The organism is Albimonas marina (assembly GCF_029223255.1).
Classification (GTDB): domain Bacteria; phylum Pseudomonadota; class Alphaproteobacteria; order Rhodobacterales; family Rhodobacteraceae; genus Albimonas.
Genome location: NZ_JARHUC010000006.1, coordinates 195162 through 216400, shown reverse-complemented (window position 1 = coordinate 216400; position 21239 = coordinate 195162). Strand labels below are relative to the sequence as shown.

33 protein-coding genes are annotated in these 21239 nt (G+C 67.6%); all 33 read right to left on the bottom strand.

The features are described from left to right. Positions 1 to 356 precede the first annotated feature (356 nt). Positions 357 to 776, bottom strand: coding sequence for a 50S ribosomal protein L17 (rplQ, locus tag P2H44_RS17500; RefSeq protein WP_275765389.1), 420 nt, complete (start codon positions 774 to 776; stop codon positions 357 to 359). Positions 777 to 910: 134 nt separating this feature from the next. Beyond that, a complete protein-coding gene (locus P2H44_RS17495) occupies positions 911 to 1924 on the bottom strand; it encodes a GNAT family N-acetyltransferase (protein ID WP_275765387.1) in 1014 nt (337 codons plus the stop codon). A 149-nt stretch (positions 1925 to 2073) separates the two neighbouring features. After that, positions 2074 to 3093 (bottom strand): DNA-directed RNA polymerase subunit alpha, encoded by a 1020-nt coding sequence (locus P2H44_RS17490; protein ID WP_275765386.1) that lies wholly within the window; start codon positions 3091 to 3093, stop codon positions 2074 to 2076. Between the two features lie 134 nt (positions 3094 to 3227). Further along, entirely contained in the window at positions 3228 to 3617 is a 390-nt protein-coding gene (gene rpsK, locus P2H44_RS17485; RefSeq protein WP_092864403.1) for a 30S ribosomal protein S11, read from the bottom strand. Positions 3618 to 3629: 12 nt separating this feature from the next. Beyond that, a complete protein-coding gene (rpsM, locus tag P2H44_RS17480; RefSeq protein ID WP_275765384.1) occupies positions 3630 to 3998 on the bottom strand; it encodes a 30S ribosomal protein S13 in 369 nt (122 codons plus the stop codon). 306 nt (positions 3999 to 4304) lie between these two features. Continuing rightward, a complete protein-coding gene (locus P2H44_RS17475; RefSeq protein ID WP_275765382.1) occupies positions 4305 to 4886 on the bottom strand; it encodes an adenylate kinase in 582 nt (193 codons plus the stop codon). Next, the gene (gene secY / locus P2H44_RS17470) at positions 4883 to 6223 is read right to left on the bottom strand and encodes a preprotein translocase subunit SecY (protein WP_275765381.1); all 1341 of its coding nucleotides are present in this window, start codon (positions 6221 to 6223) and stop codon (positions 4883 to 4885) included. The genes P2H44_RS17475 and secY overlap by 4 nt, the downstream gene beginning before the upstream one ends. A 98-nt stretch (positions 6224 to 6321) precedes the next feature. Then, on the bottom strand, positions 6322 to 6813 hold the full coding sequence (gene rplO / locus P2H44_RS17465) for a 50S ribosomal protein L15 (RefSeq protein ID WP_275765379.1): 492 nt from the start codon (positions 6811 to 6813) through the stop codon (positions 6322 to 6324). 110 nt (positions 6814 to 6923) lie between these two features. Beyond that, complete coding sequence (gene rpmD / locus P2H44_RS17460; protein ID WP_275765378.1) at positions 6924 to 7115, bottom strand: 50S ribosomal protein L30; 192 nt, start codon at positions 7113 to 7115, stop codon at positions 6924 to 6926. 11 nt (positions 7116 to 7126) lie between these two features. After that, the gene (rpsE, locus tag P2H44_RS17455; protein ID WP_275765377.1) at positions 7127 to 7699 is read right to left on the bottom strand and encodes a 30S ribosomal protein S5; all 573 of its coding nucleotides are present in this window, start codon (positions 7697 to 7699) and stop codon (positions 7127 to 7129) included. A gap of 10 nt (positions 7700 to 7709) precedes the next feature. After that, the gene (rplR, locus tag P2H44_RS17450) at positions 7710 to 8069 is read right to left on the bottom strand and encodes a 50S ribosomal protein L18 (protein WP_275765375.1); all 360 of its coding nucleotides are present in this window, start codon (positions 8067 to 8069) and stop codon (positions 7710 to 7712) included. Positions 8070 to 8081: 12 nt separating this feature from the next. After that, on the bottom strand, positions 8082 to 8615 hold the full coding sequence (rplF, locus tag P2H44_RS17445) for a 50S ribosomal protein L6 (RefSeq protein ID WP_275765373.1): 534 nt from the start codon (positions 8613 to 8615) through the stop codon (positions 8082 to 8084). A 10-nt stretch (positions 8616 to 8625) separates the two neighbouring features. Then, positions 8626 to 9021 carry a 30S ribosomal protein S8 gene (rpsH, locus tag P2H44_RS17440; RefSeq protein WP_275765371.1) on the bottom strand — a complete coding sequence of 132 codons (396 nt, stop codon included), beginning with the start codon at positions 9019 to 9021 and terminating at the stop codon, positions 8626 to 8628. A 10-nt stretch (positions 9022 to 9031) separates the two neighbouring features. Further along, the gene (gene rpsN / locus P2H44_RS17435; RefSeq protein ID WP_275765369.1) at positions 9032 to 9337 is read right to left on the bottom strand and encodes a 30S ribosomal protein S14; all 306 of its coding nucleotides are present in this window, start codon (positions 9335 to 9337) and stop codon (positions 9032 to 9034) included. 20 nt (positions 9338 to 9357) lie between these two features. Then, on the bottom strand, positions 9358 to 9918 hold the full coding sequence (gene rplE / locus P2H44_RS17430) for a 50S ribosomal protein L5 (RefSeq protein WP_275765366.1): 561 nt from the start codon (positions 9916 to 9918) through the stop codon (positions 9358 to 9360). Beyond that, positions 9911 to 10225: a 50S ribosomal protein L24 gene (gene rplX, locus P2H44_RS17425; RefSeq protein WP_275765364.1), complete on the bottom strand. Its 315-nt coding sequence runs from the start codon at positions 10223 to 10225 to the stop codon at positions 9911 to 9913. The genes rplE and rplX overlap by 8 nt, the downstream gene beginning before the upstream one ends. Continuing rightward, complete coding sequence (rplN, locus tag P2H44_RS17420) at positions 10225 to 10593, bottom strand: 50S ribosomal protein L14 (RefSeq protein ID WP_092864367.1); 369 nt, start codon at positions 10591 to 10593, stop codon at positions 10225 to 10227. Before rplN ends, rplX begins: the two co-directional genes overlap by 1 nt. Before the next feature lie 70 nt (positions 10594 to 10663). Further along, entirely contained in the window at positions 10664 to 10915 is a 252-nt protein-coding gene (gene rpsQ / locus P2H44_RS17415; protein ID WP_275765362.1) for a 30S ribosomal protein S17, read from the bottom strand. Position 10916: 1 nt separating this feature from the next. Continuing rightward, positions 10917 to 11126 carry a 50S ribosomal protein L29 gene (gene rpmC, locus P2H44_RS17410; RefSeq protein ID WP_092864361.1) on the bottom strand — a complete coding sequence of 70 codons (210 nt, stop codon included), beginning with the start codon at positions 11124 to 11126 and terminating at the stop codon, positions 10917 to 10919. Between the two features lie 196 nt (positions 11127 to 11322). After that, the gene (rplP, locus tag P2H44_RS17405) at positions 11323 to 11736 is read right to left on the bottom strand and encodes a 50S ribosomal protein L16 (RefSeq protein ID WP_275765360.1); all 414 of its coding nucleotides are present in this window, start codon (positions 11734 to 11736) and stop codon (positions 11323 to 11325) included. 18 nt (positions 11737 to 11754) lie between these two features. Continuing rightward, positions 11755 to 12453, bottom strand: coding sequence for a 30S ribosomal protein S3 (rpsC, locus tag P2H44_RS17400; protein WP_092864356.1), 699 nt, complete (start codon positions 12451 to 12453; stop codon positions 11755 to 11757). Next, positions 12453 to 12833, bottom strand: a complete 381-nt coding sequence (gene rplV, locus P2H44_RS17395) for a 50S ribosomal protein L22 (RefSeq protein WP_275765359.1) — start codon at positions 12831 to 12833, stop codon at positions 12453 to 12455. The genes rpsC and rplV overlap by 1 nt, the downstream gene beginning before the upstream one ends. Positions 12834 to 12839: 6 nt before the next feature. Next, positions 12840 to 13118, bottom strand: a complete 279-nt coding sequence (gene rpsS / locus P2H44_RS17390) for a 30S ribosomal protein S19 (RefSeq protein ID WP_275765357.1) — start codon at positions 13116 to 13118, stop codon at positions 12840 to 12842. A 13-nt stretch (positions 13119 to 13131) separates the two neighbouring features. Continuing rightward, the gene (rplB, locus tag P2H44_RS17385) at positions 13132 to 13971 is read right to left on the bottom strand and encodes a 50S ribosomal protein L2 (protein WP_275765356.1); all 840 of its coding nucleotides are present in this window, start codon (positions 13969 to 13971) and stop codon (positions 13132 to 13134) included. Between the two features lie 64 nt (positions 13972 to 14035). Then, positions 14036 to 14332, bottom strand: a complete 297-nt coding sequence (locus tag P2H44_RS17380) for a 50S ribosomal protein L23 (RefSeq protein ID WP_275765355.1) — start codon at positions 14330 to 14332, stop codon at positions 14036 to 14038. Continuing rightward, positions 14329 to 14949, bottom strand: coding sequence for a 50S ribosomal protein L4 (gene rplD / locus P2H44_RS17375; RefSeq protein ID WP_275765354.1), 621 nt, complete (start codon positions 14947 to 14949; stop codon positions 14329 to 14331). Before rplD ends, P2H44_RS17380 begins: the two co-directional genes overlap by 4 nt. Then, entirely contained in the window at positions 14946 to 15806 is an 861-nt protein-coding gene (rplC, locus tag P2H44_RS17370) for a 50S ribosomal protein L3 (protein WP_275765352.1), read from the bottom strand. Before rplC ends, rplD begins: the two co-directional genes overlap by 4 nt. A 10-nt stretch (positions 15807 to 15816) precedes the next feature. After that, positions 15817 to 16125 (bottom strand): 30S ribosomal protein S10, encoded by a 309-nt coding sequence (rpsJ, locus tag P2H44_RS17365; RefSeq protein WP_092864335.1) that lies wholly within the window; start codon positions 16123 to 16125, stop codon positions 15817 to 15819. A gap of 85 nt (positions 16126 to 16210) precedes the next feature. Continuing rightward, positions 16211 to 17386 carry an elongation factor Tu gene (gene tuf / locus P2H44_RS17360; protein WP_275764633.1) on the bottom strand — a complete coding sequence of 392 codons (1176 nt, stop codon included), beginning with the start codon at positions 17384 to 17386 and terminating at the stop codon, positions 16211 to 16213. A gap of 75 nt (positions 17387 to 17461) precedes the next feature. Further along, on the bottom strand, positions 17462 to 19603 hold the full coding sequence (gene fusA, locus P2H44_RS17355) for an elongation factor G (RefSeq protein ID WP_275765349.1): 2142 nt from the start codon (positions 19601 to 19603) through the stop codon (positions 17462 to 17464). A gap of 78 nt (positions 19604 to 19681) precedes the next feature. Then, a complete protein-coding gene (rpsG, locus tag P2H44_RS17350; RefSeq protein ID WP_092859270.1) occupies positions 19682 to 20152 on the bottom strand; it encodes a 30S ribosomal protein S7 in 471 nt (156 codons plus the stop codon). A gap of 11 nt (positions 20153 to 20163) precedes the next feature. Next, a complete protein-coding gene (rpsL, locus tag P2H44_RS17345) occupies positions 20164 to 20535 on the bottom strand; it encodes a 30S ribosomal protein S12 (protein ID WP_092859269.1) in 372 nt (123 codons plus the stop codon). A gap of 348 nt (positions 20536 to 20883) precedes the next feature. Then, entirely contained in the window at positions 20884 to 21174 is a 291-nt protein-coding gene (locus tag P2H44_RS17340; RefSeq protein WP_275765346.1) for a hypothetical protein, read from the bottom strand. Positions 21175 to 21239: the final 65 nt, after the last annotated feature.

Here is a 21239-nt window from a genome sequence, read left to right as displayed (position 1 = left end):
TCGCGGGAATGGGAACGAGGGGCAGGACGCTCCTGACTCACCCAAGAACAGAGGCCCGCGCCTGTTCTCCGGATCCGTCTCTCGCTGAAGATGCCTGAGCGACTCGGCCCCCGGGGTCAAGGACAAGCCCCGCTTGCGCGGGGTCGCTTCGCGATCCCTGACCCCGGGGGCCGAGTCGCTCTGATCGGCATCAGCGAGAGACGGCTCCGGAGAACAGGCGCTTCGCGAGGGCCGCCGGCGTCGCGCCGGGGCGCCTGGCGGGAACGAGAAAGCCGCCCCCGAGGGAGCGGCTTCCTGGCCCGACGGGCGGGCGTCGCGGCGGGCGGCGGTCCGTCAGGACCGGGCCCGCGCGAAAATCACTCGGCGGCGGCCTCTTCGGCGGCGACACGCTCCTTGTCGCCCTTGCCCTTGGCGGTCACGTCGCGCTCGACCAGCTCGATGAAGGCCATCGGGGCCATGTCGCCATAGCGGAAGCCGGCCTTGAGCACGCGGCAGTAGCCGCCCTGGCGCTCCTTGTAGCGGGGGCCGAGCACGTCGAAGAGCTTCTTGACGGCGGCGTCCTGCTTGATCTCGGCATGGGCCAGACGGCGGGCGTGGAGGTCGCCGCGCTTGCCGAGCGTGATCAGCTTGTCGATGATCCGCTTCAGCTCCTTGGCCTTGGGCAGGGTCGTCTTGATCTGCTCGTGCTCGATCAGCGACGAGGCCATGTTGGCGAACATCGCCTTGCGATGCTCATGGGTGCGGTTGAGCTTGCGGTAACCGTGACCGTGGCGCATGGGGTAGATCCTTTCGCGTTATGCTTTGTCCGGGAGACGTCCATGGCGTCTCCCTCCTTGGGGCCGAAGCGGCCCGAGCCCGCGCGCGATACAGGATCGGGCGGGCGGACGCAACCCTGCGGCGCCCCGGCGGCTCAGGACGGCTCGCGTCGGATCGTCCAGACCATCGCCGTGCGGTAGCCCGCCGCCGCGAACAGATCCGCCTTCGAGCGCCACGCGGCCGGGCAGACCGCGAAGGCCGTGTCGACGCCGCGCGCGGCGAAGGCGGCCTCGCCGGCCTGCAGGAGCGCGAGGGCGCCCTGCCCCTCGTCGGCGAGGGTCCCGGGATCGGCGAAGTCGCGGTGGTGGAAGTCGTCGATCACCCCGATGCGCGAAATGTCATGGGCCGGCGGGACATGCAGGCGCGAGGCAGGCTGCGCGACCAGGTAGCCCTCCAGCGCCTCCGGCGGGCCGGCGACGCGCATGTCGCGGTCCTCCAGCGTCAGGCTGCGGCGCATCCAGGCCTCGAACCGGGCGTCGGCGTCGGGGTGGCGGCGCCAGAACGGGTCCAGGGCCTCGAGCGTCGCCTGATGCTCGGCGCTGCAGGCGACGAGGCCGGCGATGTCGGCCGGCTCGGCCGGGCGCGGGCCGTCGGGGACCGCCGGGGCGAGGCCCGTCTTCGCAAGATACAGGGTGAGGGGCGCATGGCCGCGGGCGGCGAAGGCCTCCGCCCAGGCCGGCTCGCAGGGCGGATCGCCGACCTGGGAGGCCAGCAGGATCCGCGCGCCGTCGGCGCGCAGGGCCGCCTCGGCCGCGTCGGCCAGCGCCGCGCGGGTCCCGGCCGGCGCGTCCTCGGCCAGCGCGATCTCCGGCATCACCAGGCCCGGCGGGCCCTCGGCGCCCAGGTAGATCGGCGGCACCGGGACGTGCAGGACATGGGTGAGCCCAACGGGCCGCCCCTGCGCCTCGGCCAGCAGCCAGGTCTGGCGGACGGGTTGCGGCGCATCGGAGAGCGCGGCGGCGAGCGCCTGGACGATGCGCGCGGCCACGTCCTCGGCCAGCGCCCAGAGGGCTGGATCGCAGGCGTGGCGACGGTCGGCGTCGCGCGCGAGCAGCCCCGTCATCGCGGGGATGTCGGACGGGCGGGCGGGCCGGACGGCGACGGGCATGGGCGGCTCCTGCGCGCGGCGGCCCGAGCGGCGGCCGGCGCGGGCAAGCCTAGGCGCCCCCCGACGCGAGGCAAGCGCGCCGGAAACGAAAACGACCGGCGCCTGGGCGCCGGTCGCGGATGTGGTTCGAGAGGCCCGGGGGCCGGATCTCAGAACTGGTCCTCGTACTTGCGGGCCAGGTCCTCGATGTTGTCCGGTGGCCAGTCCGGCACGTCCATCCCGAGGTGGAGGCCCATCTGGGTGAGGACCTCCTTGATCTCGTTCAGCGACTTGCGGCCGAAGTTCGGCGTGCGCAGCATCTCGGCCTCGGTCTTCTGAACGAGATCGCCGATGTAGACGATGTTGTCGTTCTTCAGGCAGTTCGCCGAACGCACCGACAGCTCCAGCTCGTCCACCTTCTTGAGGAGGATCGGGTTGATGCCGCCCGGCAGCTCTTCGTCGTCCGACCGGCCGGCGGCCTCGGGCTCGTCGAAGTTCACGAAGATCGACAGCTGGTCCTGGAGGATGCGCGCGGCGTAGGCCACGGCGTCGTCCGGGGTCAGAGAGCCGTCGGTCTCGATCTGGAGGGTCAGCTTGTCGTAGTCCAGCACCTGGCCCTCGCGGGTGGGCTCGACCTTGTAGCTGACCTTCTTGACCGGGCTGAACAGCGCGTCGACCGGGATCAGGCCGATGGGGCTGTCCTCGGACTTGTTGCGGTCCGCGGGGACGTAGCCCTTGCCGGTGTCCACCACGAGCTCGACGTGGAACGAGGCGCCCTCGTCGAGGTGGCAGATCACGTGATCCGGGTTCAGGATCTCGATCCCCGCCGTCTCCTGGATGTCGCCGGCGACGACCAGGCCGGGGCCCTCGCCGCGCAGCGTCAGGCGCTTGGGTCCCTCGACGTCCATCTTGACCGCGACGCCCTTGATGTTCAGGACGATGTCGGTCACGTCCTCACGGACGCCGGCGACGGACGAGAACTCGTGCAGCACGCCGTCGATCTGGATCGAGGTGATCGCGGCGCCCTGGAGCGACGACAGAAGGACGCGACGCAGGGCGTTGCCGAGCGTCAGGCCGAAGCCCCGCTCGAGCGGCTCGGCGATCACGGTGGCCTGGCGCTGGGCGTCGGCGCCCGGACGGATGTCCAGGGCGGTCGGCCGGATCAGCTCCTGCCAGTTCTTGTGGATCATGCGATGGTCCTCCATCCGTGCCGGGGCGGGATCCGCAGACCGTCCTGGCGTCCCGAGGAATTGATTTCCGTCCACGTAAACGGCCGAAGGCCCGCGCGGCGGGCGCGGGCCGGGGGCCATCGAAAGGCGGCGCGTCAGACGCGCCGGCGCTTCGGCGGACGGCAGCCGTTGTGGGCGATCGGGGTCACGTCACGGATCGAGGTGATCGTGAAGCCGACGGCCTGCAGGGCGCGCAGCGCGCTCTCGCGCCCCGAACCCGGGCCCTGAACCTCGACCTCGAGGGTGCGCATGCCGTGCTCGGCGGCCTTCTTGCCGGCGTCCTCCGCGGCGACCTGGGCCGCGTAGGGGGTCGACTTGCGCGAACCCTTGAAGCCCATGGCGCCGGAGGAGGACCACGCGATGGCGTTGCCCTGCGCGTCGGCGATCAGGATCTTGGTGTTGTTGAACGAAGAGTTCACGTGAGCGACGCCCGACGTGATGTTCTTCCGCTCTTTGCGCTTCACGCGCTGCTTGTCGCGAGCCATTCCGCCTACTCCTTACTTCTTCTTGCCGGCGATCGGCTTCGCCTTGCCCTTGCGGGTGCGGGCGTTCGTATGGGTGCGCTGGCCGCGGACGGGCAGCTGGCGACGGTGACGCAGGCCGCGGTAGCAGCCCAGGTCCATCAGCCGCTTGATGTTCACGGCCACCTCGCGGCGGAGGTCGCCCTCGACCGTCAGGTTGCCGTCGATGAACTCGCGGATCGCCAGAACTTCGGCGTCGGAAAGCTCATTGACGCGACGCTCGTCTGCGATGCCGACGGCCGAGCAGATCTCCTTCGCGGAGTGATGCCCGATGCCGTGGATGTAGGTGAGGGCGATGTGCGTCCTCTTGTTCGTGGGGATGTTCACGCCAGCGATGCGCGCCAAGGTCCTGCTCCGTATCTCGATCCGGTCCGCCGCCCGGGGGGCCGAAGGTTCCACTGTCCTGTCGTCGCCCCCGGCGGCGCCGTCGGGCTGAAATCCTGTCCGCGGGTCGGACCGAGCCCCGGCGCGTCGCGCCAGGCCCGGCCTGCGAACGAGCGCCGGCCCGGCGATTCTCCGGATCCTGTCCGAAGCGCCGTCCGACGACTCCCCTTGTTCGGAGGCGCGGAGTATATGAAGGGAAGGTCCCGCGTCAACCCAGCCGGGCCGGGAGTCGCGTCCTTTTTCCGTCTCCGCGCCGCCAAGAGCCCGTCAGCCGTTCATCGCGGCCTTCAGTTGGGCCGCGACCTCCTCCTGGGAGGCCATGCCGTCGATGCGCGCGAGCTTGCCCTGCGCATGGTAGTAGCCGATCAGCGGCGAGGTGTCCTTGTAGTAGTTCAGCAGCCGCGTGCGCATGGCGTCCGCGTTGTCGTCGGCCCGAACCTTCTCGCCGGCGGCCTCGGCCTCCTTCGCGCGGTTCACCACGCGCTTGACCAGCGTCTCGTCGTCCACCTGCAGCTCGATCACCCGGTCGAGGGCCAGGCCCTCGGAGGCGAGCAGCTCGCCCAGCGCGTCGGCCTGGGCCAGCGTGCGGGGGAAGCCGTCGAAGATCGCGCCCTTGGAGGCCGCGCCCGACTCGAGCTGCTCCTTGATCAGGCCGATGACGATCTCGTCCGTCACGAGGTCGCCGCGGGCCATCACGTCGGCCACCACCTTGCCCATCTCGGAGCCGGAGGCCTGGGCCGCCCGCAGCATGTCGCCGGTGGAGAGCTGGACCATGCCCAGCTCGTCGACCAGGCGCTTCGCTTGGGTGCCTTTCCCGGCGCCCGGCGGCCCGAGCAGAATGATGTTCATTTCTTCCTCTTCCCTCGCCGTCCAAGACGGGACCGTTCGATCAGTCCTTCGTACTGGTGCGCCAGCAGATGGCTCTGCACCTGCGTGACGGTGTCCATCGTCACCGAGACCACGATCAGCAACGAGGTGCCGCCGAAGTAGAACGGTATGCCCACGTTCGAGATCAGGATCTCGGGCATGACGCAGATGATGGACAGGTAGATCGCGCCGACCAGGGTGAGTCGAGTCAGCACATAGTCGAGGTACTGGGACGTCTTGGCGCCCGGACGAATGCCCGGAACATAGCCGCCGTTCTTCTTCAGGTTGTCGGCCACGTCGTCGGGATTGAAGACGACCGAGGTGTAGAAGAAGGCGAAGAAGACGATCAGCGCCACGAAGGTCACCAGGTACAGCGGCTGGCCGCGTCCCAGGTAGGCCGAGACGTAGCTCATCACCCCGCCCGCGCCGCCGTCGGCCGAGAAGCCGGCCACGGTGGCGGGCAGCAGCAGCAGCGACGAGGCGAAGATCGGCGGGATCACGCCCGCGGTGTTGACCTTCAGCGGCAGGAACGAGTTCTCGCCCCCGTACATCTTCTGGCCGACCTGGCGCTTGGGATACTGCACCAGGATCCGGCGCTGCGCGCGCTCGATGTAGACCACGGCCGCGATCACCGCGACGGCGCCGACGATCACCGCGATGATGATCCCCGCCGCCAGCTGCCCGGTGCGGCCCAGCTCGAACAGCTGCGCCAGCGCGCTCGGCATGGTGGCGACGATGCCCACGTAGATGATCAGCGAGATGCCGTTGCCGATGCCGCGGGCGGTGATCTGCTCGCCCAGCCACATCAGGAACATCGTGCCGCCCACCAGGGTGATCACGGTGGATGCGCGGAAATACCAGCCGGGATCGAGCGCGAGGCCCTGCCCCTCCAGCCCCACGGCGATGCCGTAGGCCTGCACCGCGGCCAGGATCACCGTCCCGTAGCGCGTGTACTGGTTGATCTTGCGACGTCCGGCCTCGCCCTCCTTCTTGAGGGCCTCCAGCGACGGGATCATGGAGCTCATCAGCTGCATGATGATCGACGCGGAGATGTAGGGCATGATCCCCAGGGCGAAGATCGCCATGCGGCTCACGGCGCCGCCGGCGAACATGTTGAAGATGCCCAGGATGCCGGACTGCGTCTGTTCGATGAATCGCGCGAGCTGAACCGGGTCGATGCCCGGCATCGGGATGTAGGTCCCGAGCCGGTAGATCACCAGCAGGCCCAACGCGAAGAGGATCCGGCTCTTGAGCTCCTTGGCTTTGCCAAAGGCGCTCCAGCTCAGGTTCTGGGCCATCTGCTCGGCGGCGGACGCCATGCTTCTCTCCCGCAGGCTGTCATGCATACGCCGCCGGGGGACGAGGCCCCGCGGCGGCGTCGCGGTTTAGTTAAAGGAGGGGCTGGAGGCCCGCAATGTCATTCGGCGTCGCTCTCGGCCGCGGCCTTGGCCGGGGCGAGGACGGTGACCGTGCCGCCGGCCTTCTCGATGGCCGCCACGGCGGATTTCGACGCGCCGGTGACCTCGATCGTGAGGGCCTGCGTGACTTCGCCGCGGCCCAGCAGGCGGACGCCGTCGCGCTTGCGGCGCACCAGGCCCGAGGCGACCAGCACGTCCTCGTCGATCTTCGCCGAGGCGTCGATCTTGCCGGCCTCGATGAACTTGGCCAGGCCGTCGAGGTTGATCACCACGAATTCGTCGCGGAACGGCTTGGTGAAGCCGCGCTTGGGCAGACGCCGGTAGATCGGCATCTGGCCGCCCTCGTAGCCGTTGATGGCCACGCCGGAGCGGGATTTCTGACCCTTGATGCCGCGGCCGCCGGTCTTGCCGATGCCCGAGCCGGGGCCCCGGCCGACGCGCTTGCGCGGCTTCGTGGCGCCGGGATTGTCGCGGAGTTCGTTGAGCTTCATGACGCTTGTTCCTTGTGTCGGATCCGTCCTGCGGCGTCATCCGCGGCGGACCATCGACCTGGGGGAAATGAGGCCCGGACGCGCGGGACGCGTCCGGGCGGAGCGGGCGATTACTCGCCCTTCTCCTCGACGATCACCGCGAGGTGCGGGATCGAGTTCACCATGCCGCGCACGGAGGGGGTGTCCTCCAGCTCGCGGGTCTTGTGCATCTTGTTCAGACCGAGACCCTTGAGGGTCTCGCGCTGAACCTTCGGACGGCGGATCGGCGAACCGATCTGCTTCACCACGATGGTCTTGCCCATGATCTCGCTCCTCAGGCCTCGGCGGCCTCGGCATCCGCCGGCGCGTTCTCACGCTTGGGCAGGATGTCGGCGACCTTCTTGCCGCGACGGGACGCGACCTGGCGCGGAGACGCCTCGTTCTTCAGCCCGTCGATGGTGGCGCGGATCATGTTGTAGGGGTTCTGGGACCCGATGGACTTCGCCACCACGTCCTGAACGCCCAGCATCTCGAAGACGGCGCGCATCGGGCCGCCCGCGATGATCCCGGTGCCGGCCTCGGCCGTGCGCATCACCACCTTGCCGGCGCCATGACGACCATTGACGTCATGATGCAGGGTGCGGCCCTCGCGCAGCGGCACGCGGATCAGACCGCGCTTGGCCTGCTCCGTCGCCTTGCGGATCGCCTCGGGGACTTCGCGGGCCTTGCCCTTGCCGAAGCCCACGCGGCCCTTCTGGTCGCCGACGACCACGAGCGCCGCAAAGCCGAAGCGCTTGCCGCCCTTCACGGTCTTCGAGACGCGGTTGATGGCGACGAGACGATCCTGGAACTCAGGATCCTCGTCGCGGTCGCGGCGACGATCACGCCGGTTGTCTTCCCTGGCCATTATCGCCTCCTCAGAACTTCAGGCCGCCTTCACGGGCGGCGTCGGCGAGCGCCTTGACCTTCCCGTGAAAGAGGTAGCCGCCGCGGTCGAACACGACCTCCTCGATGCCGGCGGCCTTGGCGCGCTCGGCGATCGCGGCGCCGATCTTGGCGGCGGCGTCCTTGTTGTTCTTCCCGATCACGCCCAGAGCGGACTCGAGGCTCGAGGCGGCGCACAGGGTCTTGCCCTGCACGTCGTCGATCACCTGGACCGAGATGTTCTTGTTCGAGCGGTGAACGCACAGCCGGGGCCGGCCGTTCGCCACTTTCTTCAGACGGTTGCGCACGCGAAGGCGCCGCCGCTGAAACAGTTCGCGCTTGGTCGAAGCCATTTCGACGCCTCCTTACTTCTTCTTGCCTTCCTTGCGGAAGATGTACTCGCCCTTGTAGCGGATGCCCTTGCCCTTGTAGGGCTCCGGCCGCCGCCAATCGCGGATGTTCGCCGCCACCTGGCCGACCTGCTGCTGGTCGATGCCGGTGATCGCGATCTCCGTGGGCTTGGCGCAGACGATGTCGATCCCCTCGGGGATCGCGTACTCCACGTCATGCGAATAGCCGAGCGCCAGCTTCAGGACCTTGCCCTGGACCTGGGCGCGGTAACCGACGCCCTGGATCTCGAGCTCTTTCTTGAAGCCCTCGGTCACGCCCGTCACCAGGTTCGCGACCTGGGTGCGGGACATGCCCCACTGCTGGCGAGCCCGTTTGGACAGGCCGCGGGGGGTGACCGAGATGGCGTCGTTCTCGACCTTCACGTCGACGTCGTCCGTCGCCGTGAAGCTGCGCGCGCCCTTGGGGCCCTTGACCTCGACCGTCTGCCCGGAGACCGACGCGGTCACGCCCTTGGGAAGCTCGATCGGCTTCTTTCCGATGCGGGACATTCCAGCCTCCTCAGAACACCGTGCACAGGACTTCGCCGCCGACCTTGTCGGCGCGGGCCTGCGCATCGGACATGACGCCCTTGGAGGTCGAGACGATCGCCACGCCCAGGCCCTGACGGACCGAGGGGAGCGTCTCGACCGGCGAGTACACGCGGCGGCCCGGCTTGGAGACCCGCTTGATCTCCTTGATGGCCGGCATGCCGTCGAAGTACTTCAGCGAGATCTCGAACTCGGCGTGGTTGTCCACGGTCACGGTCTCGTAGCCGCGGATGTAACCCTCGGCCACCAGAACCTCGAGGACGCGACCCCGAAGCTTCGAGGCGGGCGTGCGGACGGTCGACTTGAAACGCATCTGCGCGTTGCGGATGCGGGTCAGCATGTCGCCGATGGGATCGTTCACGTTCATAGTGCGCTCCTCACCAGCTCGACTTCACCATGCCGGGGATCTGGCCCACGGAGGCGTAATCCCGCAGCGCGATGCGCGACATCTTCAGTTTGCGGTAGTAGGCCCGGGGACGCCCGGACACTTCGCAGCGGTTGTGCAGGCGAGTGGCGGAAGAGTTCCGCGGCAGCTTCGCCAGCTTCATCGAGAGCTTCACGCGATCGGAGAGCGAAAGATTCTCGTCCTTCATCTGCTCCTTGAGCGCGGCGCGCTTGGCGGCGTACTGCTCCACCAGCTTCTCGCGCTTTTTCTGGCGCTCGATCATGCTCGTCTTGGCCATGTCGAAATCCTTTCCCGCGCTCAGCTCATGAAGGGCATGTTGAACAGCTTCAACATGCTCTTCGCTTCCGCGTTGGTCGGCGCGGTCGTGGCGATCACGATATCCATGCCCCACATCTGATCGATCTTGTCGTAGGCGATCTCGGGGAACACGATGTGCTCCTTCAGGCCCATGGCGAAGTTGCCGCGGCCGTCGAAGCCCGAGCCCTTCACGCCGCGGAAGTCGCGGACGCGGGGCAGCGCAACGGTGATCAGGCGGTCCAGGAAGTCGTACATGCGATCCTGGCGGAGGGTCACCTTGACGCCCAGCGGCATCCCCTCGCGGACCTTGAAGCCGGCGATGGAGTTGCGCGCCTTGGTGATCACGGGCTTCTGGCCGGCGATCGCCATCAGGTCGTCATGGGCGGCCTTGATCTTCTTCGAGTCCGACACGGCCTCGCCCACGCCCATGTTCAGGACGATCTTGTCCAGGCGGGGGATCTGCATGTCGTTCTTGTAGCCGAACTCTTCCTTCAGCGCGGGACGCACCACCTCGCGGTAGTGGGCGCGAAGGCGCGGCGTGTAAGCGGCGGCGTCAAGCATCGATCACCTCCCCCGACTTCTTGGCGAAGCGGACCTTCTTGCCGTCGACCATCTTGAACCCGACGCGGGTGGCGCCGCCGGTCTTGGGGTCGATCAGCGCCAGGTTCGACAGGTCGATCGCGGCCTCTTTCGAGATGCGGCCGCCCTGCGACTGCGCGGTCTGGCGCTGGTGGCGCACGACCATGTTGACGCCGGAGACCAGCGCCTTGTTCTCGGTCGGCATGACCTTGAGGATCTCGCCCTCGTTGCCCTTGTCACGACCGGCGAGCACGACGACCTTGTCGCCCTTCTTGAGCTTCGCGGCCATCACAGCACCTCCGGCGCCAGCGAGATGATCTTCATGAAGTTCTTCGAGCGCAGCTCGCGCACGACCGGGCCGAAGATGCGGGTGCCGATCGGCTCGCCCTGGTTGTTCAGCAGGACGGCGGCGTTGTCGTCGAAGCGGATCGCGGTGCCGTCGGCACGACGAACTTCCTTGGCGGTGCGCACGACGACGGCCTTGCGGACATCGCCCTTCTTCACGCGGCCGCGCGGAATGGCCTCCTTCACGGAGACCACGATGATGTCGCCGACCGAAGCGTACTTGCGCTTCGCGCCGCCGAGCACCTTGATGCACTGGACCCGACGGGCGCCCGAATTATCGGCCACCGTCAGGTTGGTCTGCATCTGGATCATGGCAGTTTCTCCCGACCTGCAGGGACCTCACTCGGTGTTCCGAGGCCCTGCGGTTTCGACAATTGGGTCGTCAGTCCCGAGAGACTCCGGCTTCGCCGGTCAGGACTTCCCAAGATTTCGATTTCGAACGCGGCGGGCACTCGGCGATGCGGACGGTCTCGCCCACCTGGCACGCGTTGGTCTCGTCATGCGCATGGTACCGCTTGGTCATGCGCACGGTCTTCTTCATCAGCGGGTGGGTGAAGCGGCGCTCCACCAGCACGGTGATGGTCTTGTCGTTCTTGTTCGAGACGACGGTGCCCTGGAGAATGCGACGGGGCATGTCAGGCCTCCTGCGAGACCGCGGCGGCGGCCTTCTGGTTCAGCACGGTGAGAACGCGCGCCACATCACGGCGCACGGTCTTCATCCGCGCGGTGTTCTCGTTCTGGCCGGTGGCGGCCCGGAAGCGCAGGTTGAACTGCTCCTTCTTCAGCGCCGCGAGCTCGTCGCGCAGCTGGTCGGGCGTCTTCTCGCGCAGATCGGCGGCTTTCATGAGCCTACGTCCTCTCGCATCCCAATGGGTCTCGACCGTTCCCTCTTCGGGCGGCGTCGAGCCCTGAATTCACCTGCCGGATCCGCCCCGGCGATCTCATCTGACGACGACGGGGGGCCGGCATAGCCAGCCCCTCGTCGGGCGCCTGTTCGCAGCAGTCAGGCGACCGCCGTGGTCCGCCGGAGCGGACCCGGGATCACCAGTCTTCTTTCTGCACGAATCGGCTCTTGATCGGCAGCTTCATCGCCGCCAACCGGAGGGCCTCCCGTGCCACAGGTTCGGACACCCCGTCAATCTCGAACATGACGCGGCCGGGCTTCACTTTCGCGGCCCAGTATTCGACCGAACCCTTGCCCTTGCCCATGCGGACTTCGGTGGGCTTCTGGGTCACGGGGACGTCCGGGAAGATCCGGATCCACACGCGGCCCTGACGCTTCATGTGACGCGTCATGGCGCGGCGGGCGGCCTCGATCTGGCGCGCGGTGATGCGCTCCGGCTCGATGGCCTTCAGCCCGTAAGACCCGAAGTTCAGCTCCGTGCCGCCCTTCGCCAGGCCGTGGATGCGGCCCTTGTGCTGCTTGCGGAACTTCGTGCGTTTCGGAGAAAGCATCTTCTTAGCTCCTCAGGCTCAGGCGCGGGCCGGGCGCGCCGCGCCCTCCTGCAGCTCCTGCTGGCGACGGTCGCGCGCCTGGGGATCGTGCTCCATGATCTCGCCTTTGAAGATCCAGACCTTGATCCCGATGATGCCGTAGGCGGTCTTCGCCTCGACATGCGCGTAGTCGATGTCGGCCCGCAGGGTGTGCAGGGGCACGCGGCCCTCGCGGTACCACTCGGTGCGCGCGATCTCGGCGCCGCCGAGACGGCCGCCGGCGTTGATGCGGATGCCCAGCGCGCCCATGCGCATGGCGTTCTGCACCGCACGCTTGATGGCGCGACGGAAGGCGACGCGACGCTCGAGCTGCTGGGCGATGTTCTCGCCGACCAGCTGCGCGTCGATCTCGGGCTTGCGGACCTCGACGATGTTGAGGTGCAGCTCCGACGAGGTCAGCTTCGCGACGTCCTTGCGAAGCTTCTCGATGTCGGCGCCCTTCTTGCCGATGATCACGCCCGGACGCGCGGTGTGGATCGTCACCCGGCACTTGCGGTGCGGGCGCTCGATCACGACGCGCGACACGCCGGCGTTGGCGCACTTCTTCTTGATGAACTCCCGGATACGGATGTCCTCGTGAAGCAGCGCGCCGTAGTCCTTGGCGTTCGCGTACCAGCGGCTGTCCCAGGTGCGGTTGACCTGCAGGCGCAGCCCGATCGGATTGACCTTGTTGCCCATCAGGCGCTCTCCTCGACCTGCCGGACCTTGATGGTGATCTGGCTGAACGGCTTTTCGATCCGCCCGAAGCGGCCGCGCGCCCGGGGACGCCCGCGCTTCAGGACCAGGTTCTTGCCCACCCAGGCCTCGGCCACGATCAGCTCGTCGACGTCGAGCCCGTGGTTGTTCTCCGCGTTGGCGATCGCCGACTGCAGCGTCTTGCGCACGTCATGCGCGATCCGCTTCTTCGAGAACGCCAGCTCGTTCAGCGCCTTGCCGACCGGCTTCTTGCGGATCAGGCCCGCAACCAGGTTCAGCTTCTGCGGGCTGATGCGAAGCATGCGGGAGACCGCCATCGCCTCGTTGTCCGCCACGCGGCGGGGGTTGGAAGACTTGCTCATCGCCCGTTACCTCCGCTTCGCTTTTTTATCGGCGGCGTGGCCGTAGTACGTGCGCGTCGGCGAGAACTCGCCGAACTTGTGGCCGATCATGTCCTCGGTGACGTTCACCGGGATATGCTTCTGGCCGTTGTAGACGCCGAACGTGAGGCCCACGAACTGCGGCAGGATGGTGGAGCGACGCGACCAGATCTTGATCACCTCGGCTCGCGTGGATTCCCGCGCCTTCTCCGCCTTCTTCAGGACGTAGGAGTCGACGAACGGACCTTTCCAGACGGAACGTGCCATCTATCGTCCCTCCTCAGCGGCCGCTCTTGCGGGCATGCCGCGAGCGAATGATGTACTTCTGGGTCGCCTTGTTCTTGCGGGTCCGGCGGCCCTTCGTGTCCTTGCCCCAGGGGGTGACCGGCGTGCGGCCGCCCGAGGTGCGGCCTTCGCCGCCGCCATGGGGGTGGTCGATCGGGTTCATCGCGACGCCGCGGACCGAGGGACGCTTGCCCTTGTGCCGCGTGCGGCCGGCCTTGCCGAAGTCCTGGTTCGAGTGGTCGGGGTTCGACACCGCGCCCACCGTGGCCATGCACTCCTGGCGGACCATACGCAGCTCGCCCGAGCTCAGACGGATCTGGGCGTAGCCGCCGTCACGACCCACGAACTGGGCGTAGGCGCCGGCCGAGCGCGCGATCTGCCCGCCCTTGCCCGCCTTCAGCTCGATGTTGTGCACGATCGTGCCGACCGGCATGCCCGAGAAGGGCATCGCGTTGCCGGGCTTCACGTCGACCTTCGAGCCGGCGACGACGGTGTCGCCGACCGCCAGGCGCTGCGGGGCCAGGATGTAGGCCACCTCGCCGTCCTGGTAGCGCACCAGGGCGATGAACGCGGTCCGGTTGGGATCGTACTCGATCCGCTCGACCGTCGCGGGGACGTCCCACTTGCGACGCTTGAAGTCGACGATGCGGTAGAGCCGCTTGGCCCCGCCGCCGATCCGACGCGCCGTGATCCGTCCGGTGTTGTTGCGACCGCCCTTTTTCGTAAGCCCGTGGGTGAGCTTCTTCTCGGGGCGGCCTTTGTACAGCTCCGAACGGTCGATCAGAACCAGCCCGCGCTGGCCCGGCGTCGTGGGGTTGTAAGTTTTCAACGCCATCTTGCTGTCTTCCGTTGCCGTCCAGGCTTGCGCCTGGGGATGGGGTTCAGCGTGATGACCGGGCTCAGAGCCCGGTCGTCACGTCGATCGTGTTGCCCTCTTCGAGGGTGACGTACGCCTTCTTGACGTCCTTGCGGCGACCGGGCACGCCCTTGAACTTCTTGGTCTTGCCCTTGGTGACGGTCGTGTTCACGGCCTTCACCTTCACGCCGAACAGCGTCTCGACGGCTTCCTTGATCTTCGGCTTCGTCGTGTCGATCGCCACCTCGAAGACCACGGCGTTCTGCTCGGACGCCATCGTGGACTTCTCGGTGATGATCGGCTTGCGGATCACGTCGTAGAGCTCGTGCTTCGCGGTCATTTCAGTCGAGCCTCCAGAGCCTCGACGCCGGCCTTGGTCAGAACCAGCGTGTCGCGCCGCAGGATGTCGTAGACGTTCGCGCCCGCGGTGGGCAGCACGTCCACGTCGGCGATGTTGCGCGCAGCCCGGGAGAAGTTCTCCTGGATCTCCGCCCCGTCGAGGATCAGGACCCGCTTCAGGCCGAGCTTCTCGAAGCTCGCCTTCAGCGACTTGGTCTTGCCCTCGTCGAGCTCCGCCTTGTCCACGACGATGATCTTGCCGTCGCGCGCCTTCGCGGACAGCGCCATCTTCAGACCCAGCTTGCGGACCTTCTTGGGCAGGTCATGCGCGTGGGAGCGCACGACCGGGCCCTTGACGGTGCCGCCGTGACGGAACTGCGAGACGGCCTTGTCGCCGTGACGCGCGCCGCCGGTGCCCTTCTGACGATAGATCTTCTTCGTCGAGTAGGAGACCTCGCCCCGGGTCTTGGTCTTGTGCGTGCCCGCCTGGCGCTTGGCGAGCTGCCAGCGCACCACGCGGTGCAGGATGTCGGCGCGCGGCTCGAGCCCGAAGATCGCGTCGTCGAGCTCGATCTCGCCCGCGGCGCCGGCGTCGAGAGTGACCACTTCGGTCTTCATTTCTCATCGCCTCCTTCGGGGGCCTGACCCTCGGCGTCGCCCTCATCGGTGGACGCCTGGGCTTCCTTCAGCGCGGCCTCCTGAGCGGCGGCCTCGGCGGCGAGCCGCTCTTCCTCGGCCGCGGCCTCGGCGGCGGCGGCTTCGGCGGCGGCGGCTTCGGCGGCCTTGCGGGCCTCCTCGGCGGCGGACCGCAGGGCGGCCGGCAGGATCACGTTCTCAGGGGTCGGCTTCTTGACCGCGTCGCGGATGGTGACCCAACCGCCGCGCGAACCGGGAACCGCGCCCTTGACCATGATCAGACCGCGCTCGGAGTCGGTCTTGACCACCTGCAGGTTCTGAACGGTCACGCGGGCGGCGCCCATGTGACCGGCCATCTTCTTGCCCTTGAACACGCGGCCCGGGTCCTGGCACTGGCCGGTGGAGCCGTGCGAGCGGTGCGAGATCGACACGCCGTGCGACGCCCGCAGGCCGCCGAAGTTGTGCCGCTTCATCGCGCCCGCGAAGCCCTTGCCGATCGAGGTGCCGGCGACGTCCACGAACTGACCCTCGAAGTAGTGGTCGGCCGTGATCTCTTCGCCGACCCCGATCAGGTTCTCGGGGGCCACGCGGAACTCCGCCAGCTTGCGCTTGGGCGCCACGTTCGCCTTGGCGAAGTGGCCGCGCATCGGGGCGGGCGTGTTCTTGGCCTTGGCGGCGCCGGCGCCGAGCTGAACGGCCGAATAGCCGTCCTTCTCGGACGTGCGCTGAGCCACGACCTGAACGTTTTCCATCTGGAGAACGGTCACCGGGATCTGGCGGCCGTCTTCCATGAACAGCCGGGTCATGCCCAGCTTCTTGGCGATCACTCCGGAGCGCATCTCAACCCCCTCAGAGCTTGATCTCGACGTCCACGCCGGCGGCGAGGTCGAGCTTCATCAGCGCGTCCACCGTCTGCGGCGTGGGGTCCACGATGTCCAGGAGCCGCTTGTGGGTGCGGATCTCGAACTGCTCGCGAGACTTCTTGTCGATGTGCGGGCCGCGCAGGACCGTGAATTTCTCGATCTTGTTGGGCAGGGGAATGGGCCCCCGCACCTGCGCGCCGGTCCGCTTGGCGGTGTCGACGATCTCCTGGGTGCTGGCATCCAGCACCCGGTAGTCGAACGCCTTCAGGCGGATCCTGATGTTCTGGCCTTGCATGGCTCTGGCTCTCCGAAAGGCAGGGAACTCAACGTAGGCGGCCGGGGTTTGGGCCCCGGCCGCCAAGGAGCAGAACTGCCGGGTTTTACTTCAGAATTTTCGAGACGACGCCCGCGCCGACGGTGCGGCCGCCTTCACGGATGGCGAAGCGGAGCTTCTCTTCCATCGCGATCGGGGCGATCAGCTGGACGGTGAACTTCAGGTTGTCGCCCGGCATCACCATCTCGGTGCCCTCGGGCAGCGCCACGGTCCCGGTCACGTCGGTGGTCCGGAAGTAGAACTGCGGGCGGTAGTTGGTGAAGAACGGGGTGTGACGGCCGCCCTCTTCCTTCGTGAGGATGTAGGCCTCGGCCTCGAAGTCCGTGTGCGGGGTGACCGAACCGGGCTTGCACAGCACCTGGCCGCGCTCGACGTCGTCGCGACCCACGCCGCGCAGCAGCGCGCCGATGTTGTCGCCCGCCTCTCCGCGGTCCAGCAGCTTGCGGAACATCTCGACGCCGGTGACGGTGGTCTTCTTCGTCGGACGGATGCCGACGATCTCGATCTCCTCGCCCACGGTCACGATGCCGCGCTCGACGCGGCCGGTCACCACGGTGCCGCGGCCCGAGATCGAGAACACGTCCTCGATCGGCATCAGGAACGGCTGGTCGATGGGACGCTCAGGGGTCGGGATGTACTCGTCCACGGCGGCCATCAGCTCGCGGATCTTGTTCTCGCCGATCTCGGGGTCGCGGCCCTCCATCGCGGCGAGCGCCGAGCCCGCCACGATCGGAATGTCGTCGCCGGGGAACTCGTAGGACGAGAGGAGCTCGCGCACCTCCATCTCGACGAGCTCCAGCAGCTCCTCGTCGTCGACCTGGTCGACCTTGTTCATGAACACCACCAGCGCGGGCACGCCGACCTGGCGCGCGAGCAGGATGTGCTCGCGGGTCTGCGGCATCGGGCCGTCGGCGGCGTTCACCACCAGGATCGCGCCGTCCATCTGCGCCGCGCCGGTGATCATGTTCTTCACGTAGTCGGCGTGGCCGGGGCAGTCGACGTGGGCGTAGTGGCGCGCCTCGGTCTCGTACTCCACGTGCGCGGTCGAGATCGTGATGCCGCGCGCCTTCTCCTCCGGCGCGCCGTCGATCTGGTCGTAGGCGCGGAACTCGCCGAAGTACTTGGTGATCGCAGCCGTCAGCGTCGTCTTGCCGTGGTCGACGTGACCGATGGTCCCGATGTTGACGTGCGGCTTGTTGCGCTCGAACTTGGCCTTGGCCATGGGTCTTCTCCGTAAATCGTCAAGCCAGCGCGGACGCCCCGTTGGGCGCCCGGCGGCGATTTTGCGTGTCGCGGATCAGGCGTATTTCGCCTGGATCTCCTGGCTGATGTTCGACGGCACCGGCTCGTAGTGGTCGAACTGCATGGTGAACTGCGCGCGGCCCGAGGACATGGAGCGCAGGTTGTTGATGTAGCCGAACATGTTGGCCAGCGGCACGAAGGCGTTGATCGCCACCGCGTTGCCGCGGCTGTCCTGGCCGGTCACCTGGCCCCGACGCGAGGTCAGGTCGCCGATGATGCCGCCGGTGTACTCCTCCGGCGTCACGACCTCGACCTTCATCACCGGCTCGAGCAGCTTCGCGCCGGCCTTGCGCAGGCCCTCGCGCATCGCGGCGCGGGCCGCGATCTCGAACGCCAGCACCGAGGAGTCGACGTCGTGGAAGGCGCCGTCGATCAGCTCGACCTTGAAGTCGATGACCGGGAAGCCCGCCAGCGGACCGGAGTCCATCACCGACTTGATGCCCTTCTCGACGCCGGGCACGTACTCCTTGGGGATCGAGCCGCCGACGATCTTGGACTCGAACGAGTAGCCCTCGCCCGGCTCGGTCGGTTTGATCACCATCTTCACGCGCGCGAACTGGCCCGAACCGCCGGACTGCTTCTTGTGCGTGTAGTCGATCTCGGCGTCGTGCGAGATCGTCTCGCGGTAGGCCACCTGCGGGGCGCCGATGTTCGCCTCGACCTTGAACTCCCGCTTCAGGCGGTCGACCAGGATGTCGAGGTGAAGCTCGCCCATGCCCTTCATGATGGTCTGGCCGGACTCGATGTCGGTCGAGACCTGGAAGGAGGGATCCTCGGCCGCCAGACGCTGCAGACCCTGAGACATCTTCTCCTGGTCGGCCTTGGTCTTGGGCTCGATGGCCAGCTCGATCACCGGATCGGGGAAGGTCATCGTCTCCATGACCACCGGCTTGGAGGGGTCGCAGAGCGTGTCGCCGGTCGTGGTCTCCTTGAGGCCCGCGAGCGCGATGATGTCGCCGGCGCCGGCCCAGTCGATCTCCTCGCGGTTGTTCGAGTGCATCATCATCATGCGGCCGATGCGCTCTTTCCGACCCTTGGTCGAGTTGAGCACGGAGTCGCCCTTGGAGATGATGCCCGAGTAGACGCGGGTGAAGGTGAGCGAACCGACGAACGGGTCGTTCATGATCTTGAAGGCCAGGCCGCAGAACGGCTCGGAGTCGTCGGCGTGACGCGCGATGTTGCGGGTCTCGGACTCGTCGTCGGGCAGGAAGCCCATGTACGGCGGAACGTCGAGGGGGCCCGGCAGGAAGTCGATCACGGCGTTCAGCATCGGCTGCACGCCCTTGTTCTTGAAGGCCGAGCCGCAGAGGACCGGAACGAAGGCCATCGAGAGCGTGCCCTTGCGGATCAGGCGACGCAGGGTCGCCTGGTCGGGCTCCTCGCCCTCCAGGTACTTCTCCATGACCTCGTCGTCCATCTCGACGGCGAGCTCGATCATCTCGGCGCGCATTTCCTCGGCCTTGTCCTTCAGCTCGTCACGGATCTCCGTGACGACCCAGGAGGCGCCGAGGTCCTCGCCCTTCCAGACCCACTCCTTCATGGTGATCAGATCGACGTGACCCTCCAGCTCGGTCTCCGAGCCGATGGGGCACTGGATCGGCAGCGGCTGGGCGCCGGTGCGGTCCTTGATCATGTGCACGCAGTTGAAGAAGTCGGCGCCGATCTTGTCCATCTTGTTGACGAACACGATCCGCGGGACCTTGTAGCGGTCGGCCTGGCGCCAGACGGTCTCGGTCTGGGGCTCGACGCCGGCGTTGGCGTCCAGCACGCACACCGCGCCGTCGAGCACGGCCAGAGACCGCTCCACCTCGATGGTGAAGTCGACGTGGCCGGGGGTGTCGATGATGTTGAACCGGAAGCGGGCCTCGTCCGGCGTGTCGCCGTAGATGCCGGTCGGGTTCTTGCCATCCTCGGTGCGGAACCAGAACGTGGTCGTCGCGGCCGACGTGATGGTGATGCCGCGCTCCTGCTCCTGCTCCATCCAGTCCATGGTCGCGGCGCCGTCGTGGACTTCGCCGATCTTATGGGACTTGCCGGTGTAGTAGAGGATGCGCTCGGTCGTCGTCGTCTTGCCGGCGTCGATGTGCGCCATGATCCCGAAGTTACGGTAGCGCTCGAGCGAATATTCGCGGGCCATCGGTCTCGTCCTTGGGTCCGAGGAGGTGCGGAGGGCGACGGACGCCCCCGACCGGTGTCGGAGGCGTCCTGCAGTCTGTTACCAGCGGTAGTGGCTGAACGCCTTGTTGGCGTCGGCCATCTTGTGGGTGTCTTCCCGCTTCTTCACGGCGGTGCCGCGGCCCTGACAGGCGTCCATGAGCTCGGCGGCGAGCCGCTCTTCCATGGTGTTCTCGTTGCGCTTGCGCGACGAGTCGATCAGCCAGCGGATGGCCAGCGCCTCGCGGCGCTCGGGGCGCACCTCGACGGGGACCTGGTAGGTCGCGCCGCCGACGCGGCGGGAGCGGACCTCGACCGAGGGCTTCACGTTGTCCAGGGCCTCGTGGAAGGCCTCGACCGGCTCGCGGCGAAGGCGGGTCTCAACCCGCTCCAGCGCGCCGTAGACGATGCCCTCGGCGACGGACTTCTTGCCGTCGTACATGAGGTTGTTCATGAACTTCGTGAGGATCTTGTCGCCATACTTGGCGTCGGGCAGGATCTCACGCTTCTCCGCGCGGTGACGTCGCGACATCTCTCAGTTCCTCACTTAGGCCGCTTGGCGCCGTATTTGGAGCGGCGCTGCTTGCGGTCCTTCACGCCCTGCGTGTCGAGCACGCCGCGCAGGATGTGGTAGCGCACGCCGGGAAGGTCCTTCACGCGGCCGCCGCGGATCAGCACCACCGAGTGCTCCTGCAGGTTGTGCCCCTCGCCGGGGATGTAGGAGATCACCTCGAACCCGTTGGTCAGACGAACCTTGGCGACCTTGCGGAGCGCGGAGTTCGGCTTCTTCGGGGTGGTGGTGTAGACGCGCGTGCAGACGCCCCGCTTCTGCGGGCAGGCCTGCAGGTGCATCGCCTTCTGGCGTTTGACTTTCGGCTGCCGGGGGTTCCGGATCAGCTGCTGAATGGTCGGCATCAGGCCCAGACCCTTTCGCTGCTTCCCTCGTACGCGCCGCGGCCCCCATGGCTCGACGACGCAAAAACTTATTCATCACGATTCGCGGGAGACCCCGCGAATGCGCGAAACACCGCGACGCCCCGTGTCCGGGCCGCCTGCGGCGCCTTGCAGAGGATCGGGGCGCCCCGAAGAGGCCCGGATCATGACCGCCAGTGGTCGGCTTCCCTCCGGATGACGGCGACTCGCCGTACCGGAAGTGCGCGGAACCTACGCAGGGTCCCCGACGGTGTCAACAGGCGGCGGCGAATGCCGCGAGGCCTGCCGGACCGGGGGACCGCGCCGCGCCTCAAGCGCGGCGCGACGGGGTCAATCTCCCCCGTTTTCGGGTTCCGCTTCATAGAGTTCGCGCACGGCTTCCGCAAGCGCCTCGTCGACCCGGCTCAGCGCCTGGGCCAGATCCTCGAGCGCGTGCGGCCGCCCCCTGGACGGCCGGATTCGCCGCCGGAGCCCCGCCAGCCCCTCGAGCGCCAGGGCGAGGTCCTCGGCCGCGCTGCGGATCTTGGGCAGACGCGAGGCGTCTTCCGATGAATTCCGTTCCCCGATGTCGAACTCGATATGCGCGTTCGAGAAAGAGGCGTCGTTCGTCTCCTGCATCATCCGGGCGATTCCGTGCGTTGGGGAACGGCAAAGGGGCCGCGATTCCGGCAAAATAACGTTTCGCC

Bases quoted from the DNA above. Each gene is read 5' to 3' on its own strand.
- rplQ (WP_275765389.1), bottom strand. From the start codon at position 776: ATGCGCCACGGTCACGGTTACCGCAAGCTCAACCGCACCCATGAGCAT.
- P2H44_RS17495 (WP_275765387.1), bottom strand. From the start codon at position 1,924: ATGCCCGTCGCCGTCCGGCCCGCCCGCCCGTCCGACATCCCCGCGATG.
- P2H44_RS17490 (WP_275765386.1), bottom strand. From the start codon at position 3,093: ATGATCCACAAGAACTGGCAGGAGCTGATCCGGCCGACCGCCCTGGAC.
- rpsK (WP_092864403.1), bottom strand. From the start codon at position 3,617: ATGGCTCGCGACAAGCAGCGCGTGAAGCGCAAAGAGCGGAAGAACATC.
- P2H44_RS17475 (WP_275765382.1), bottom strand. From the start codon at position 4,886: ATGAACATCATTCTGCTCGGGCCGCCGGGCGCCGGGAAAGGCACCCAA.
- secY (WP_275765381.1), bottom strand. From the start codon at position 6,223: ATGGCGTCCGCCGCCGAGCAGATGGCCCAGAACCTGAGCTGGAGCGCC.
- rplO (WP_275765379.1), bottom strand. From the start codon at position 6,813: ATGAAGCTCAACGAACTCCGCGACAATCCCGGCGCCACGAAGCCGCGC.
- rpmD (WP_275765378.1), bottom strand. From the start codon at position 7,115: ATGGGCAAGACCATCGTGGTGAAGCAGATCGGTTCGCCGATCCGCCGT.
- rpsE (WP_275765377.1), bottom strand. From the start codon at position 7,699: ATGGCCAGGGAAGACAACCGGCGTGATCGTCGCCGCGACCGCGACGAG.
- rplR (WP_275765375.1), bottom strand. From the start codon at position 8,069: ATGGCTTCGACCAAGCGCGAACTGTTTCAGCGGCGGCGCCTTCGCGTG.
- rplF (WP_275765373.1), bottom strand. From the start codon at position 8,615: ATGTCCCGCATCGGAAAGAAGCCGATCGAGCTTCCCAAGGGCGTGACC.
- rpsH (WP_275765371.1), bottom strand. From the start codon at position 9,021: ATGAACGTGAACGATCCCATCGGCGACATGCTGACCCGCATCCGCAAC.
- rpsN (WP_275765369.1), bottom strand. From the start codon at position 9,337: ATGGCCAAGACGAGCATGATCGAGCGCCAGAAAAAGCGCGAGAAGCTG.
- rplE (WP_275765366.1), bottom strand. From the start codon at position 9,918: ATGCTTGACGCCGCCGCTTACACGCCGCGCCTTCGCGCCCACTACCGC.
- rplX (WP_275765364.1), bottom strand. From the start codon at position 10,225: ATGGCCGCGAAGCTCAAGAAGGGCGACAAGGTCGTCGTGCTCGCCGGT.
- rplN (WP_092864367.1), bottom strand. From the start codon at position 10,593: ATGATCCAGATGCAGACCAACCTGACGGTGGCCGATAATTCGGGCGCC.
- rpsQ (WP_275765362.1), bottom strand. From the start codon at position 10,915: ATGCCCCGTCGCATTCTCCAGGGCACCGTCGTCTCGAACAAGAACGAC.
- rpmC (WP_092864361.1), bottom strand. From the start codon at position 11,126: ATGAAAGCCGCCGATCTGCGCGAGAAGACGCCCGACCAGCTGCGCGAC.
- rplP (WP_275765360.1), bottom strand. From the start codon at position 11,736: ATGCTTTCTCCGAAACGCACGAAGTTCCGCAAGCAGCACAAGGGCCGC.
- rpsC (WP_092864356.1), bottom strand. From the start codon at position 12,453: ATGGGCAACAAGGTCAATCCGATCGGGCTGCGCCTGCAGGTCAACCGC.
- rplV (WP_275765359.1), bottom strand. From the start codon at position 12,833: ATGAGCAAGTCTTCCAACCCCCGCCGCGTGGCGGACAACGAGGCGATG.
- rpsS (WP_275765357.1), bottom strand. From the start codon at position 13,118: ATGGCACGTTCCGTCTGGAAAGGTCCGTTCGTCGACTCCTACGTCCTG.
- rplB (WP_275765356.1), bottom strand. From the start codon at position 13,971: ATGGCGTTGAAAACTTACAACCCCACGACGCCGGGCCAGCGCGGGCTG.
- P2H44_RS17380 (WP_275765355.1), bottom strand. From the start codon at position 14,332: ATGACCGCGAAGCACGAGCTCTACGACGTGATCCGCAAGCCGATCATC.
- rplD (WP_275765354.1), bottom strand. From the start codon at position 14,949: ATGAAGACCGAAGTGGTCACTCTCGACGCCGGCGCCGCGGGCGAGATC.
- rplC (WP_275765352.1), bottom strand. From the start codon at position 15,806: ATGCGCTCCGGAGTGATCGCCAAGAAGCTGGGCATGACCCGGCTGTTC.
- rpsJ (WP_092864335.1), bottom strand. From the start codon at position 16,125: ATGCAAGGCCAGAACATCAGGATCCGCCTGAAGGCGTTCGACTACCGG.
- tuf (WP_275764633.1), bottom strand. From the start codon at position 17,386: ATGGCCAAGGCCAAGTTCGAGCGCAACAAGCCGCACGTCAACATCGGG.
- fusA (WP_275765349.1), bottom strand. From the start codon at position 19,603: ATGGCCCGCGAATATTCGCTCGAGCGCTACCGTAACTTCGGGATCATG.
- rpsG (WP_092859270.1), bottom strand. From the start codon at position 20,152: ATGTCGCGACGTCACCGCGCGGAGAAGCGTGAGATCCTGCCCGACGCC.
- rpsL (WP_092859269.1), bottom strand. From the start codon at position 20,535: ATGCCGACCATTCAGCAGCTGATCCGGAACCCCCGGCAGCCGAAAGTC.
- P2H44_RS17340 (WP_275765346.1), bottom strand. From the start codon at position 21,174: ATGATGCAGGAGACGAACGACGCCTCTTTCTCGAACGCGCATATCGAG.